General features: G+C 36.2%; 13 protein-coding genes. 12 read left to right on the top strand and 1 reads right to left on the bottom strand.

Going from position 1 to position 14,992, the window contains the following annotated elements:
- Window positions 1-160: 160 nt before the first annotated feature.
- Window positions 161-1,117 (bottom strand): ribonuclease HIII, encoded by a 957-nt coding sequence (gene rnhC / locus MKY04_RS14780; RefSeq protein ID WP_346234637.1) that lies wholly within the window; start codon window positions 1,115-1,117, stop codon window positions 161-163.
- Window positions 1,118-1,301: 184 nt separating this feature from the next.
- Here rnhC and zapA point away from each other — a divergent pair, with 184 nt between their 5' ends.
- From zapA to uvrC, 12 genes are all read left to right on the top strand, one after another.
- The gene (gene zapA / locus MKY04_RS14775; RefSeq protein ID WP_126293629.1) at window positions 1,302-1,562 is read left to right on the top strand and encodes a cell division protein ZapA; all 261 of its coding nucleotides are present in this window, start codon (window positions 1,302-1,304) and stop codon (window positions 1,560-1,562) included.
- Window positions 1,563-1,567: 5 nt separating this feature from the next.
- Window positions 1,568-2,107: a CvpA family protein gene (locus tag MKY04_RS14770; RefSeq protein WP_126293628.1), complete on the top strand. Its 540-nt coding sequence runs from the start codon at window positions 1,568-1,570 to the stop codon at window positions 2,105-2,107.
- Between the two features lie 220 nt (window positions 2,108-2,327).
- A complete protein-coding gene (polX, locus tag MKY04_RS14765; protein WP_126293627.1) occupies window positions 2,328-4,037 on the top strand; it encodes a DNA polymerase/3'-5' exonuclease PolX in 1,710 nt (569 codons plus the stop codon).
- Window positions 4,038-4,077: 40 nt separating this feature from the next.
- Complete coding sequence (locus tag MKY04_RS14760) at window positions 4,078-6,444, top strand: endonuclease MutS2 (protein ID WP_126293626.1); 2,367 nt, start codon at window positions 4,078-4,080, stop codon at window positions 6,442-6,444.
- Between the two features lie 97 nt (window positions 6,445-6,541).
- Window positions 6,542-6,955, top strand: a complete 414-nt coding sequence (locus MKY04_RS14755; protein ID WP_126293655.1) for a DUF350 domain-containing protein — start codon at window positions 6,542-6,544, stop codon at window positions 6,953-6,955.
- A 503-nt stretch (window positions 6,956-7,458) separates the two neighbouring features.
- Window positions 7,459-9,150: a long-chain-fatty-acid--CoA ligase gene (locus MKY04_RS14750; RefSeq protein ID WP_346234636.1), complete on the top strand. Its 1,692-nt coding sequence runs from the start codon at window positions 7,459-7,461 to the stop codon at window positions 9,148-9,150.
- A 99-nt stretch (window positions 9,151-9,249) separates the two neighbouring features.
- Complete coding sequence (locus MKY04_RS14745; protein WP_126293625.1) at window positions 9,250-9,831, top strand: TetR/AcrR family transcriptional regulator; 582 nt, start codon at window positions 9,250-9,252, stop codon at window positions 9,829-9,831.
- 24 nt (window positions 9,832-9,855) lie between these two features.
- On the top strand, window positions 9,856-10,629 hold the full coding sequence (locus MKY04_RS14740; protein WP_126293624.1) for an enoyl-CoA hydratase: 774 nt from the start codon (window positions 9,856-9,858) through the stop codon (window positions 10,627-10,629).
- An 83-nt stretch (window positions 10,630-10,712) separates the two neighbouring features.
- Window positions 10,713-11,486 carry an electron transfer flavoprotein subunit beta/FixA family protein gene (locus tag MKY04_RS14735; RefSeq protein WP_126293623.1) on the top strand — a complete coding sequence of 258 codons (774 nt, stop codon included), beginning with the start codon at window positions 10,713-10,715 and terminating at the stop codon, window positions 11,484-11,486.
- 27 nt (window positions 11,487-11,513) lie between these two features.
- Complete coding sequence (locus MKY04_RS14730) at window positions 11,514-12,491, top strand: electron transfer flavoprotein subunit alpha/FixB family protein (protein WP_126293622.1); 978 nt, start codon at window positions 11,514-11,516, stop codon at window positions 12,489-12,491.
- A 190-nt stretch (window positions 12,492-12,681) separates the two neighbouring features.
- Window positions 12,682-13,035 (top strand): thioredoxin, encoded by a 354-nt coding sequence (gene trxA, locus MKY04_RS14725; protein ID WP_281274596.1) that lies wholly within the window; start codon window positions 12,682-12,684, stop codon window positions 13,033-13,035.
- A 138-nt stretch (window positions 13,036-13,173) separates the two neighbouring features.
- A complete protein-coding gene (gene uvrC / locus MKY04_RS14720; protein WP_126293620.1) occupies window positions 13,174-14,964 on the top strand; it encodes an excinuclease ABC subunit UvrC in 1,791 nt (596 codons plus the stop codon).
- The last annotated feature ends 28 nt before the right edge of the window (window positions 14,965-14,992 follow it).

Below are 14,992 nucleotides of genomic sequence, written 5' to 3'. Positions count from 1 at the left end.
GGTGCCGTTTTTAGCGACTGCCATTGGAATAATGTTGGAAGTGAAACTAATAAATAATTAGTAATGAAGACGGATACTGTTTTGTAAAATAGACAACTTGTTGTTGTGAAAGATTATGTGACTAGGGTAAAACGAAAAAGAGGCATAATTACCTCTTCTTTCATTTGCGTTTTAAATTGACAATTTTCTTCGCTTTTTCCGTATTGGCAAAATGCCATTTAGACAACGTACGTAATGTTTCCTCTCCATGCTCCAACCAGATACGGGCAGCCATTTCATCAACTTTTCCACTCGCCCCTTTTTGCAATGGAAATCCTACTGTTTCCGAAAGTCTATCCATTTCGTTTAAAAATGCATAGCGTGCGAGTATTGAGGCGGCGGCAACCGCTACGTGCAGTTGCTCTGCTTTTGTTGAGAATAAAACATTTTCACGTACAATTTCTTTTACATTTTTTAAATGATTGTAGTATATATTTCGTTCAGCAAATTGATCGACTAAAATATAATCTGGTTGTTCAGGGGCTATTTTCTTTAAAACATGTCTTAACGCTTGATTATGCAGCATAGCTTTGATTTTCCCCTGCGAATAACCTTTAGCTTGAAGCTCGTTATACTTTTCATTGCGCAATGTTAAAATGCTATGTGTACAAACAGACATAATATCAGGAGCCATTCTTTTCATAATCGTGTCGTTTAACATTTTAGAATCTTTAACACCTAATTCGTAAATTAACTCAATTTTATCTTGAGGAACATAAACAGCTGCAACAGTCACAGGGCCGAAATAGTCGCCTGTTCCAGTTTCATCTGAGCCAATTACAGATAACTCAGCAAAATGTTCAGGTAATTTATCACCTTTTGTTTGAATCGGCTGGTTATTGGATGTTGCGGAAGTGGATGGACTTTTAGCCTTTATCTCTCCCCAGCGGCTTGCCTCTCTTTTTGCTCCAATTCCTTGAAACATTACTTTTCCTGATTTATATATAGTAATTGCTGTATCAGGCAGCTTTGCAGCAAAAACTACACCGGGTGCATTGCGTTCTATAATCGATGATGCATAATATGATTTTACTTTATCCTGTATTTCTGTAGAAAGCTGTAACACAATATTCGACATAAGTTTATTCCTTTCTTCGTTCGTTGTTCACATGAAAAACAGTTTCATGATATGATATGTATTATAAAATTTCCAAATATATTCTAATATTATAGAAATAGTGCAAGTAAATGTAACTTTTAGCTTGTTTGTAACGTTTATAAAAAATATCTGGTTTGTTGCTTACGCTTTGGGAGGTATTGCATTGGCTGAACAAGAAAAAAATCGAATATCGGTGGAAATATATGGTCATACTTATAAAATGGTTGGGACTGAATCTACCGGTCATATGCGATTAGTTGCATCAATAGTAGATGATAAAATGCGGGAAATACATGTACATAATCCTTCACTAGATAGTTCCAAGCTTGCAGTACTTACAGCTGTCAATACCGTACATGAATTACTTAAATTAAAAGAGCAAGTTGAAAAGCTTGAAGATGAATTGAAAAAATTAAAGGGTTGAAGTTAATGTTAGACATATTGTTAATTATTATATTTATTGCTAGTTTACTAGTGGGGCTAAAACGCGGCTTCATAGTGCAAGCCATCCACCTTACAAGCTTTTTCATTGCACTTATTGTAGCGTATATTTATTATAAACCATTGGCAGAGAAGTTTGTACTTTGGGTTCCGTATCCAGGTATCAGTGAAGATACATCGATGATGCTTATATTAGATACGTTGGATGTTGATCGAACATTTTATCGTATTATAGCGTTTGCAGTTATTTTCTTTGCAGTAAAAATAGCACTACAAATTCTAGGTTCTGTTTTTGACTTTTTAACATATTTGCCAATACTAAATTCTATTAATCGACTTCTTGGTGCGATTCTTTGTTTTTTAGAATTTTATTTTATTTTATTTATTGTTATGTATGTTCTTGCAATGCTTCCAATCGAGGCCATTCAAAGCTTTATGGGTAGTTCGATTATAGCCAATCTAATGCTTGAGCATACGCCGATTCTCACAGGGATGTTCCAAGATTGGTGGTATATCTATAAAGAATAAAATAGACAAGAAATTGTATGTGTCGTTATGATTTAAAGTTAGTAGTAGTATTAATAATTAGAAGGCATCACTTTACTTTCGTTGGTAGGATAAATTGCGCCGACAATACGGAGTACCAAAGTAGCAGGACTTTATAGCATATATTTAGTACAGAAGGAGTGGGGATGTTCAGAAATTATTACTTTCTGGACACCTCCATTTTTCACGAGGAGGTACGAAATTGAATAAAAAAATTGTTATTAAAACTCTCGAAAAAATTGCCCTATACTTGGAGCTTCAAGGAGAAAATCCATTTAAAGTGTCAGCCTTTCGAAAGGCAGCAAATGCACTTGAATTGGACGAACGTAGTTTAAGTGAAATAGATGATATTACGAAACTTAAAGGTATTGGGAAAGGCACTGCCGCAGTTATTAATGAGCTAATTGAGACAGGTGAATCCTCCCAATTAAAAGAGCTTGAGGATGCTGTTCCAAAAGGATTAATTCCACTCCTAAAACTTCCTGGTTTAGGAGGCAAAAAACTAGCGAAGCTTTATAGCGAGCTAGGCATTGATAGTGCAGAAAGCTTGAGAGCAGCATGTGAAGCAAAAGAAATCCAAAAACTAGCTGGATTTGGCCCAAAATCTGAAGAAAAAATATTAAAAGAGTTGGAGCAGCTAGGAAATCGAAGTGAACGTTTGCCTATATGGTATTTGCAGCAAATCGTCATTGATATTGAAGAATTGCTAAAAACCATTCCAGAAGTGCAAAAGTTTTCTGTTGCTGGTAGTTTTCGGCGTGTAAATGAAATGAGCAAGGATATAGATTTTATTGTAGCAACAGAACAGCCAGAAAAAATAAAGGAACAGTTGCTTGAGGAACTATCAGTTAAAGAGGTTGTAGCAGCTGGAGATACAAAAATTTCCGTTGTTTTAGATATTGAAGATGTAGTTAATGTCGATTTTCGACTTGTTTCTTTAGCAGAGTTTGCAACTGCTCTACATCATTTTACTGGTTCAAAAGACCATAATGTCCGCATGAGGCAGCTTGCAAAAGAGCAAGGGAAGAAAATAAGTGAATACGGTGTAGAGCAGCCTGATGGTACAGTTTTAACGTTTGATTCCGAAGAGCAATTTTTTGCACATTTCAATTTGCCTTTCATACCTCCAACTGTTCGAGAGTCAGGTAAAGAATTAGAGCGTTTAGATGAATTAAATAATCTTGTTACACTTGAAGCGATTGTGTCAGATTTGCATATGCATACAACTTGGTCAGACGGTGCCCATACTGTGAAAGAAATGGGTGAGGCGTTGATTAAACGTGGCTATACACACGGAGTTATTACTGATCACTCGCAATATTTAAAGGTTGCCAATGGTTTAACTCCAGAGCGTTTAGAAAAACAACGATTAGAAATTTATTCATTTAATGAGGCCCATCCGAATTTCCGATTATTTGCAGGTACGGAGATGGATATTTTACCAAATGCAACACTTGATTTTGAAGATGATGTATTAAAAGAGCTTGATTTTGTAATTGCATCTATTCATTCAAGTTTTTCACAGCCCCAAGAAAAAATAATGGAGCGTTTATATACAGCTATTCAAAATCCATATGTTCATATGATTGCACATCCAACAGGTCGAATTATTGGTCAGCGTGATGGCTATAATCCTGATATACCACAACTAATTAAATGGGCAGCCCAATTTGGAAAAATTTTAGAACTAAACGCAAGTCCGTACCGCTTAGATTTATGTATAGAGCATTTAATGATGGCAATGGAATACAACGTTCCTATTGCTATTAATACAGATGCCCATGCGATTGAGCAATTATTGTTTATGGAAATTGGAACAAAGTATGCTCAAAAAGCCTGGGTGAAAAAAGATTTAGTTGTAAATACATGGTCAGTAAAACAATTTGAAACTTTTATACAACAAAACAAGTAAACAATATGTATGGAAATGATTTAGCAGGAGGTGTTCGGGAGTGATCGCAGAACGAGCATTAAGAACATTAGAATACGATAAAGTACGTGAACAGGTAGCAGCCTTCTGTACATCTTCTTTAGGAAGAAATGCCATCGAGCAACTAATTCCCGAAACAGATTTTGATAAGGTAATTGAGCTATTAGAAGAAATGGATGAAGGGCTTTCTATTCTACGTGTTAAAGGGAATGTACCAATGGGTGGAATTTTTGATGTACGTCCACATGCAAAACGCGCCCAAATCGGTGGAATGTTGAGTCCGATTGAATTAATGGAAATTGCAAGTACGATACGAGCAAGTCGTATTCTTCGTAATTTTTTAGAAGATATTGAGGAAGAAGGGAATATTCAAATTCCTCATTTTATCGAAAGAAAAGAGCAAATGCCGATATTGACAGCATTGCAGCATGAAATAAATGATTGCATTGATGATAACGGAGCAGTATTGGATTCGGCAAGTACAGTATTACGATCAATTCGACAATCTCTAAGATCTGAAGAAGCTAAAGTGCGTCAAAAGTTAGAAAGCTTAACCCGCGGCTCCAATGCTTCGAAAATGCTTTCAGATGCAATCGTTACCATTCGTAATGACCGCTTTGTTATTCCAGTTAAGCAAGAATATCGAGGTTATTATGGTGGCATCGTTCACGACCAATCTTCATCAGGCCAGACGCTTTTCATTGAACCGGAATCTGTTGTACAGGCGAATAATGAAATTGGTCGATTAAAAGTAAAAGAAAAAGCTGAAATTGAAAGAATTTTAGTAGAGCTTTCAACAAAAGTACAGGAAGTTAGCCACGACTTATTTGTGTTAGTACAAATATTAGGCGATATTGATGTCATTTTAGCAAAAGGAAAGTATGGCCAGGCAAACAAGTGCACGAAGCCAAAGATGAATGAGGAAGGCTATATTCGTCTTGTACGAGCTAGACATCCACTTATTCCGATTGATGAAGCTGTACCTAATACAATCGAATTTGGACGTGATATTACAGCAATTGTTATTACAGGACCAAATACTGGCGGTAAGACGGTTACACTTAAAACTGTTGGACTTTGCACATTGATGGCACAGGCTGGTTTACCAGTTCCAGCATTAGATGGCTCTGAATTAGCTGTGTTTAATCAATTGTTTGCTGATATTGGAGACGAGCAATCAATTGAACAGTCGTTATCAACCTTCTCTTCTCATATGGTGAACATTGTTGATATTTTAAGTAAATTTGATTCGCGTTCACTTGTATTATTTGACGAACTAGGTGCTGGAACAGACCCTCAAGAAGGTGCTGCACTTGCCATATCCATCTTAGACGAGGTAGTTGGTCGTGGTGCACGAGTTATGGCAACTACTCATTATCCTGAGTTAAAAGCTTATGGCTATAATCGGCCTGGAGTTGTGAACGCAAGTGTGGAATTTGATGTTGAAACTTTAAGTCCAACTTATCGCTTATTAATTGGTGTTCCAGGTCGGTCTAATGCGTTTGAAATTTCTAAGCGCCTTGGTTTAAAATCATCTATCATTGACCAGGCAAAATCATTTACCGGCTCTGATCGTCATGAGGTAGAAGCAATGATTGCTTCACTTGAGGAAAGCAGACGCCGTTCGGAACGTGAGGCGGAAGAGGCACATCTTCTTTTAGAGGAAGCTCAGCTATTGCGTGAAGAACTTGCAGAACGTCTGAAAACATATGACGATAAAAAGGAAAATCTTGAGAAAAAAGCAAAAGAAAAAGCTCGGAAAATTATAGATGAAGCAAAACAAGAAGCTGAAAAAATTATTACAGAGCTTCGAGAAATGCGAGAAAATGCGAGTAAAGTTGTTAAAGAGCATGAATTAATTGATGCTAAAAAACGATTAGAGGAAGCTGCTCCTCAGGAAAATCCAGTGTTAAAGAAACAAGCCCAAATTCGCGAACGTGCTCAAAATTTAAAAATTGGCGATGAAGTAAAAGTTTTAAGCTATGGTCAAAAAGGTTCGTTAATTGAAAAAGCATCTGATAATGAATGGGTTGTACAAATCGGTATTTTGAAAATGAAACTAGAAGAATCGGATTTACAATATATAAAACCGGAAAAAGAAAAGCAAACTGTCACAATGACCAATGTGAAAAATCGTAATAGTCATGTTAAATTAGAATTGGATTTACGTGGCGAACGATATGAAGATGCCATTCTTAGAACCGAGAAATATATTGATGATGCACTCCTAGCTAATTACCCCCGTGTATCGATTATTCATGGTAAAGGAACTGGAGCATTAAGACAAGGAATCCAAAACTTTTTAAAAGGTCACAAGCGTGTGAAGTCATTCCGCTATGGAGAGGCTGGCGAAGGTGGATTTGGAGTCACTGTAGTCGAGTTGAAATAAGAATAGTTTTTCTAACAATATAATGTAATCAGATGGACTAGAGAAAATAGAGGAGCTTTTTATATAAAGCTTTATAAGTATAGAGGGGATGACTGTGATGCTGGGTTCAAGTTTTTGGCAACATCCTTTAGTTGAAACAGCAGGTTACTTTAGTGTGGTAGTACTTTGTTTAATCGTGTCAATGATTTTATTCGAAATTGTAACAAAGTATAAAAACTGGGAAGAAATAAAAAATGGAAACCTAGCTGTAGCACTGGCAACTGGCGGTAAAATATTAGGGGTATGTAATATTTTTAGGTATTCGATCGAACGCCACTCAACCCTTCTAGAGATGCTTGGTTGGGGATTGTTTGGATTTGTATTATTAATTTTTGCTTATTTGTTATTTGAATTTTTAACGCCTCGCTTTAAAGTGGATGATGAAATTGCAGAAGATAATCGTTCGGTCGGTTTTATATCGTTTACTATTTCATTGGGGTTATCATTTGTAATCGGCGCAAGTATTACGTAGGAGCGATTGTATGAAAACTTTAGCTAAAATATTAGTGGGTGTTTGTGTAATATTTTTAATTATAGGGATTTATTATTTAGCGACAGTGTAAGATGACGGTGAAGCTAGTAGAGGGATTTACTTCTACTAGCTTCAAATATTTTGAATAAGTTTATTGTTTGTATCCTCATGCTGCTGACCTAAAGTAAAGCAAGATAAACGTCATCGCTTTTAGTACACTAGACGGCTGCACATGTGAATACACAATTAGTAAAACTTAATACATTATAAGAAGCTAGTAGAATCCATTTTCTGCTAGCTTTTTATATTACTAAATTAAATAAAGAATTCTATAGACATTTTTCTACAAAGTTCAACTCTGGAAAATATACATAAATGAAAGAAAAAATAACATTAAATAGCTAAAATGTGAAAGTTTTATAAAAATAGTTTGAAAGCGCTTTTCTTTTCAACTATAATAATTGTAAGAAAATTTAAAACTTTGAAACGAAGGGGAGTTGTTAATGACTGAGAAGGTTTGGCTTTCAAAATACCCGAAAGAAATACCTCACAGCTTGACTTATGAAAAAGTACCTGTTCAAAGATTTTTAACAAGGGCATATGAAAAATACCCGAGCAAAGTGGCGATTCATTTTACTGGGAGAGATGTTACTTATAAAGAATTGTATGAATCTTCACTAAAATTTGCGAATTATTTGCTTCGGTTAGGGGTGGAAAAAGGTGATCGAGTAGCAATAATGCTGCCAAACTGTCCGCAGGCAGTCATTGCATACTACGGTATTTTATATGCTGGAGGAATCGTCGTTCAAACGAATCCACTTTATACTGAGCGTGAGTTGCAATATCAAATGGCTGATTCGGGGTCAAAAATTATTGTATCAATGGATATTTTATATCCGCGTATTACCAAAGTATTAAAAGAAACGAATATTGAAAACGTTATTATAACAGCAATAAAAGATTATTTGCCATTCCCTAAAAACCTGGTTTATCCATTTATTCAAAAGAAACAATATGGGGTTAGTGTAAAGGTAGAGCATAAGGGGCTGACACATTTATTTACTGAAATTTTGCGGACTAGTGAGGCGCTGCCAATTGAAGTGCCATTTGATTTTGAAGAAGATTTAGCATTAATTCAATATACTGGTGGAACTACTGGTTCGCCTAAAGGGGTAATGCTGACACATAAAAATTTAATTGCAAATACAATGATGTGTGATGCGTGGATGTACCAATGCAAAAATGGTGAAGAAGTGATTCTAGGAGCATTGCCATTTTTCCATGTCTATGGAATGACAACGGTACTCTTATTGTCAGTAATGGCATGCAACAAAATGGTGCTGCTTCCGAAATTTGATACAGAACAAGTATTGAAAATGATTGAAAAGCAGAAACCAACTCTCTTTCCAGGTGCTCCGACAATGTACATTGGATTATTAAATCATCCTGATATAGGGAAATACGATTTATCTTCAATAAAGGCTTGTTTAAGTGGTTCTGCACCTCTGCCTGTTGAAGTACAAGATAAATTTGAAGCACTAACGGGTGGGAAACTTGTAGAAGGCTATGGTTTGACTGAAACATCTCCTGTAACACATGCCAATTTTATATGGGGCAACCGTGTAAAAGGATCAATTGGAGTACCTTGGCCAGATACGGAAGCGGTCATTATGCGTTCAGCAGACGGCGAAATTTTACCTCGCGGAGAAATTGGTGAAATTGCTATTAAAGGTCCACAGGTGATGAAAGGCTATTGGAAGAGACCGGAAGAAACTGCAATGTCTTTTGTTGATGGGTGGTTTTTAACCGGCGACTTGGGTTATATGGATGAAGAAGGATACTTTTATGTTGTAGATCGTAAAAAAGATATGATTATTGCTGGCGGTTTCAATATTTACCCTCGTGAAGTTGAAGAGGTACTTTATGAGCATGAGGCGATTCAAGAATGTGTTGTTGCCGGCATACCTGATCCATACCGCGGTGAAACTGTTAAAGCATATATCGTGGTTCGAGAAGGAAAAAATGTTTCTGAAGAAGAATTAAATAAATATTGCCGTCAACATCTAGCTGCATATAAAGTACCGCGTATTTATGAGTTCCGAAATGAATTGCCAAAAACTGCAGTTGGAAAAATTTTAAGACGTACTTTAGTAGAAGAAGAAAAACAAAAAATGAATGAACTGCAAGTAAAATAATAAGGGTGATATTTATTGACAGAATGTTTAATAAATAATAATATGAAAATATGAATGAATGGTCATTCATGTTTTCATATTTTTTTGGTGGTGAGCAGCATGAAACGGGATAAACCCAAATACAAACAAATAATAGATGCAGCTGTAATCGCAATTGCAGAAAACGGCTATCATCAAGCACAAGTATCGAAAATTGCAAAACAAGCAGGAGTTGCAGACGGTACTATCTATTTGTATTTCAAAAATAAAGAGGATATTTTAATATCTGTTTTTCAAGAAAAGATGGGTGTCTTCGTTGAAAATTTACAACTGATTATTCAAAAGGGCGAAACTTCAACAGAGAAGCTATCCCAAATGATAGATAACCATTTTAACGTATTAGCAAATGATCGCCACCTTGCAACTGTTACTCAGCTAGAATTAAGACAATCAAACAAAGAAATAAGACTAAAAATTAATTCAATCCTAAAAGAGTATTTAAAACTACTTGATGAAATTTTAGTAGAAGGCATGGTTAAGGGAGAATTTCATTCAGGCATGGATGTAAGGGTTGCACGTCAAATGGTTTTCGGAACAATCGATGAAACGATTACATCTTGGGTAATGAATGATTTTCGATATGATTTACTCGCAACTGCACCAAAGGTTAGACAACTATTGTTGAATGGCTTAAAAGGTTAAATTGCAATAAAGGGGAGTGGGAGAATGCAATACTTAAGATTGAATATTGAAGATGGAGTAGCAATTGCCACAATTCAGAGACCACCTGCAAATGCATTATCGCGCGAGTTAATTTCTGAAGTGGATGAATTGTTAACGACTGTTGAACATAATGATTCAGTACGCGTTATCCTTATACATGGTGAAGGACGTTTCTTCTCAGCTGGTGCAGACATAAAAGAATTTACTGAACTAGCGTCAGGCGAAGAGTTTTCTAAATTAGCAAGCAACGGACAACAAGTATTTGAACGTTTAGAGTCTTTCCCCAAACCAGTAATCGCAGCCATTCATGGCGCTGCATTAGGTGGGGGTCTAGAGCTTGCTATGGCATGTCATATCCGCTTAGTAGCTGAAGATGCAAAATTGGGATTGCCGGAATTACAGCTTGGTTTAATTCCAGGATTTGCAGGTACACAACGCTTGCCTCGTTATGTTGGTATAGCAAAAGCGGCAGAGATGCTCTTTACAAGCGAGCCATTAACTGGCAGCGACGCAGTACAATGGGGTCTTGCAAACAAAGCATTTCCTATAGATGAACTTTTGCCAAATGCACTTGAAATGGCGAAAAAGATTGCTCTAAAGAGTCCAATCGTATTAAAAGCTGCAATAGACATGCTGCAATATAGTAAACATCAAGCTTACTATGATGGTGTAAAAGCTGAGTCGCTTAGTTTTGGTACAGTATTTGAGTCTGAGGATGCAAAAGAAGGCATTCAAGCATTTATCGAAAAACGTCAGCCATCATTTACAGGTAAGTAATCTATTAAGTAAGAAGCTTCATCAAAATTAAAAGATTGGCTGCATACATTATGTAGTCCATTAGCTTATAGGAGGTTAGGGATATGAACATTTATGTTTTAGTAAAACGCACATTTGATACTGAAGAAAAAATAGTGATCGCAAATGGCAAGATTCAAGACGACGGGGCTGAATTCATTATTAATCCATATGATGAATACGCGATTGAAGAAGCAATTCAAGTGCGAGATGCAAAAGGTGGAAAAGTAACTGTAGTTACAATCGGTGGAGAAGATGCTGAGAAACAGCTTCGCACAGCTTTAGCAATGGGTGCTGATGAAGCAGTGCTTATCAATACAGAAGATGATTTAGATGAGCTTGACCAATACTCTACAGCATATATTCTAGCAGAATATTTAAAAGATAAAGAGGCAGACTTAATTTTAGCGGGAAATGTTGCAATTGATGGCGGGACTGGTCAAGTGGGTCCCCGTGTAGCAGACTTACTTGGAATTAACTATGTAACAACAATTACTAAGCTTGAAATTGATGGTACAAACGTAAAAATTGTACGTGATATTGAGGGAGATTCAGAGATTATTGAAACTTCTTTACCGTTGCTAGTTACTGCTCAGCAAGGATTAAACGAGCCGCGCTATCCTTCTTTGCCAGGTATTATGAAAGCAAAGAAAAAGCCGCTTGAAGAGCTTGAGCTGGACGATTTAGATATCGATGAAGATGATGTAGAAGTGAAAATCGAAACAGTGGAAATTTTCTTGCCAGCTCAAAAATCTGCTGGACGAATTTTACAAGGTGAGCTTTCAGACCAAGTAAAAGAGCTTGTTAACTTATTGCACTCAGAAGCAAAGGTAGTCTAAAACTATACGGTAACGGAGGGGTCTTATATGGCAAAGAAAGTTTTAGTGTTAGGTGAAGTTCGTGATGGAGCATTACGTAACGTTTCATATGAAGCAATTGCTGCTGCAAAAAAAATTGCGGATGGCGGTGAAATTGTAGGCGCACTAATTGGAGATGGAATCTCTCAATTAGCAAATAGTCTTATAGCTTATGGAGCAGACCGGGTGGTGACGGTTGAGCATCCTCATCTAAAATCATATACTTCAGACGGCTTTAGCCAGGCTTTATTAGCAGTACTAGATCAAGAAAATCCACAAGCAATTGTTTTTGGACATACATCTTTAGGTAAAGATTTATCGCCTAAAATTGCTTCAAGATTACAATCTGGCTTAATTTCAGATGTTACAGAAATTGAAGGTTCTGGGGATAGCGCATTATTCATCCGTCCTATTTACTCTGGAAAAGCATTTGAAAAAGTAAAAATAAAAGATGGTGTTGTTTTTGTGACAATTCGTCCAAACAACATTGCACCTCTTGAAAAAGATGAGAGTCGTTCAGGTGATGTTTCTTCAATTACAGTAGATATTCAAAATCTGCGTACAATTATTAAAGAAGTGGTACGCAAAGCATCTACTGGTGTCGACCTATCAGAAGCGAAGGTTGTTGTAGCGGGAGGTCGAGGTGTTAAATCAGAAGAAGGCTTTGAACCATTAAGAGAATTAGCTAACTTACTTGGTGGTGCAGTAGGAGCTTCTCGTGGGGCTTGCGACGCTGAATACTGCGATTATTCATTGCAAATTGGTCAAACAGGCAAGGTTGTAACACCAGATCTTTATATTGCTGCTGGTATTTCTGGAGCAATTCAACATTTAGCAGGTATGTCGAATTCAAAAGTGATTGTAGCAATTAATAAAGATCCAGAGGCAAATATTTTTAAGGTTGCAGATTATGGAATAGTTGGTGACTTATTCGAAGTAATTCCAATGTTAATTCAAGAATTTAAAGCGTTAAAAGTAAATTCATAATTCCATACTAAATAGTTCGATAAAGTCGATTTGCTCTATATTTTTAAGGCAAATCGGCTTTTTTTATGCTCTTCAAACTGTGAATTGACAATTGTGAAGCTATTTTTAATATTTCATTTTAACTAAGATTTTGTAAATTTTATGTTTTAATTTCAGTTCACTTTACTGTCACTCAATTTGCTATCATGCTATACTACATTCAGATGTTAGATTTAAGGAGGCTATAAAAATGGCAATTGTACATGCAACAGATCAAGACTTTTCACAACAAATCGCTTCAGGCGTTGTACTTGTAGACTTTTGGGCAACATGGTGTGGACCATGTAAAATGATTGCACCAGTTTTAGAAGAAATTGATGCAGAAATGAGCGATCAAGTAAAAATCGTTAAATTAGATGTTGATAACAACCAAGCAACTGCTGCAGAATATCAAGTAATGTCAATCCCATCTTTATTATTATTTAAAGACGGCGAGCTAGTTGCTAAAACTGTTGGATTCCAACCAAAAGAAGCTTTAGTAGAGTTCATTAACAACAATAAATAATGCTATTGCGATGTCCCAAAGGTGGCTTTAAGCTGCTTTTGGGTTTTTTTGCTTTATAAACAACCTCTTTTTTCTCGCATTTGTTCTTCTAATCGCCGTATAATAGTATAAAAGGTAAATTAAATTTAGGTGATAATAATGAATGATAACATTCAAAATAAATTAGCGATTTTGCCCGAGGAACCTGGCTGTTATTTAATGAAAGATCGTCAGGGGACAATTATTTATGTCGGCAAAGCAAAAATATTAAAAAATCGAGTTCGTTCGTATTTTACGGGCTCCCATGATGGGAAAACCCAGCGGCTAGTAAGTGAAATTGAAGATTTTGAATATATTGTTACTTCAAGTGATTTAGAAGCATTAATTTTAGAGCTAAACCTAATTAAGAAACATGATCCGAAATATAACGTAATGCTGACGGATGATAAAACATATCCTTATATAAAAATAACGAATGAAAAATATCCGCGTATTTTAACAACACGAAAAGTTAAAAAAGATAAAGCAAAATATTTTGGACCATATCCAAATGCATTTGCGGCAAATGAAACAAGAAAATTACTAGACCGCATTTACCCATTAAGAAAATGTGCAAGATTGCCTGATCGCGTCTGCTTATATTATCACCTTGGCCAATGCCTTGCTCCTTGTGTAAAGGAAATTGAGCCAAAAGTATATGATGACATGATAGAAGAAATAACAAAATTTCTTAATGGCGGCTATGAGGAAGTAAAAGAAGACTTGCAAAAGAAAATGATGGAAGCCGCAGAAAATCTTGAATTTGAACGTGCTAAAGATTTTCGTGATCAGATTGCACATATTGAAACGATTATGCAAAAGCAAAAAATCGTTTCAGCAGACTTATCAAATCGTGATGTATTTGGATTTACTGTCGAAAAAGGTTGGATGTGTGTACAAGTATTTTTTGTGCGTCAAGGGAAGCTGATTGAACGTGATGTTTCTATTTTCCCAATTTATCGTGATCCTGAGGAAGAGTTTTTAACCTTTATTGGTCGTTTTTATGATATTCCGGAACATATAAAACCAAAAGAAATTTTTATTCCAAATAATATAGAGACGGGTATTTTAGAAAAACTGCTTGATGTAAAAGTGATAATCCCAAAGCGAGGACCTAAGAAAGAGCTCGTTGAATTGGCAATGAAAAATGCACAAATTGCTCTTCATGAGAAATTTCAGCTAATTGAACGTCAAGAGGAAAGAACTATCGGTGCTTGTGAGGAGCTTGGAGATGCGATGAATATCGCTGCACCTCTTCGCATCGAAGCGTTTGATAATAGCCATATGCACGGTGCAGATGCTGTTTCGGCTATGGTCGTTTTTATTGACGGAAAACCAGCAAAAAAGGAATATCGCAAATATAAACTTCGAGAAACGGCGAAACATGATGATTACGGTGCAATGCAAGAAGTTATTCGCCGCAGATACACAAGAGTATTAAAAGAAAATTTACCTCTCCCTGATTTAATTATTATCGATGGTGGGAAGGGACAAATGGAAGTGGCACGCGAAGTAGTAGAGGATGAGCTAGGTCTTTACATTCCCATTGCGGGACTGGCAAAAGATGAAAAGCATAATACTTCCCAACTGCTATTTGGCGACCCGCCAGTACCTGTCGAAATGAAAAGAACAAGTGATGGCTTTTATTTATTGCAGCGTATTCAAGATGAAGTGCACCGATTTGCCATTACGTTTTTACGTCAACAACACCAGACACATGCGATTCAATCTGTTTTAGATGGAATTGAAGGTGTAGGCCCAAAACGAAAACAACAATTGTTAAAGCATTTTGGATCAATAAAGAAAATAAAAGAATCAACTATTGAACAACTAATAGAAGCTCATATTCCAAGTGCTACAGCAACCGCCATTTATAATTATTTCCATAAAGATACATTGTCAAAGGAATAATTGTATGATATTGTAAGCACATAACATC

It is taken from the genome of Lysinibacillus telephonicus, from assembly GCF_039654155.1.
In the GTDB taxonomy this organism is placed as follows: domain Bacteria; phylum Bacillota; class Bacilli; order Bacillales_A; family Planococcaceae; genus Ureibacillus; species Ureibacillus telephonicus.
This window is presented reverse-complemented; position numbering and strand designations above follow the sequence as displayed.

Coding starts and splice junctions, on each gene's coding strand:
- rnhC (WP_346234637.1), bottom strand. CDS start 1,117: ATGTCGAATATTGTGTTACAGCTTTCTACAGAAATACAGGATAAAGTA.
- MKY04_RS14770 (WP_126293628.1), top strand. CDS start 1,568: ATGTTAGACATATTGTTAATTATTATATTTATTGCTAGTTTACTAGTG.
- MKY04_RS14755 (WP_126293655.1), top strand. CDS start 6,542: ATGCTGGGTTCAAGTTTTTGGCAACATCCTTTAGTTGAAACAGCAGGT.
- MKY04_RS14750 (WP_346234636.1), top strand. CDS start 7,459: ATGACTGAGAAGGTTTGGCTTTCAAAATACCCGAAAGAAATACCTCAC.
- MKY04_RS14745 (WP_126293625.1), top strand. CDS start 9,250: ATGAAACGGGATAAACCCAAATACAAACAAATAATAGATGCAGCTGTA.
- MKY04_RS14740 (WP_126293624.1), top strand. CDS start 9,856: ATGCAATACTTAAGATTGAATATTGAAGATGGAGTAGCAATTGCCACA.
- MKY04_RS14735 (WP_126293623.1), top strand. CDS start 10,713: ATGAACATTTATGTTTTAGTAAAACGCACATTTGATACTGAAGAAAAA.
- MKY04_RS14730 (WP_126293622.1), top strand. CDS start 11,514: ATGGCAAAGAAAGTTTTAGTGTTAGGTGAAGTTCGTGATGGAGCATTA.
- uvrC (WP_126293620.1), top strand. CDS start 13,174: ATGAATGATAACATTCAAAATAAATTAGCGATTTTGCCCGAGGAACCT.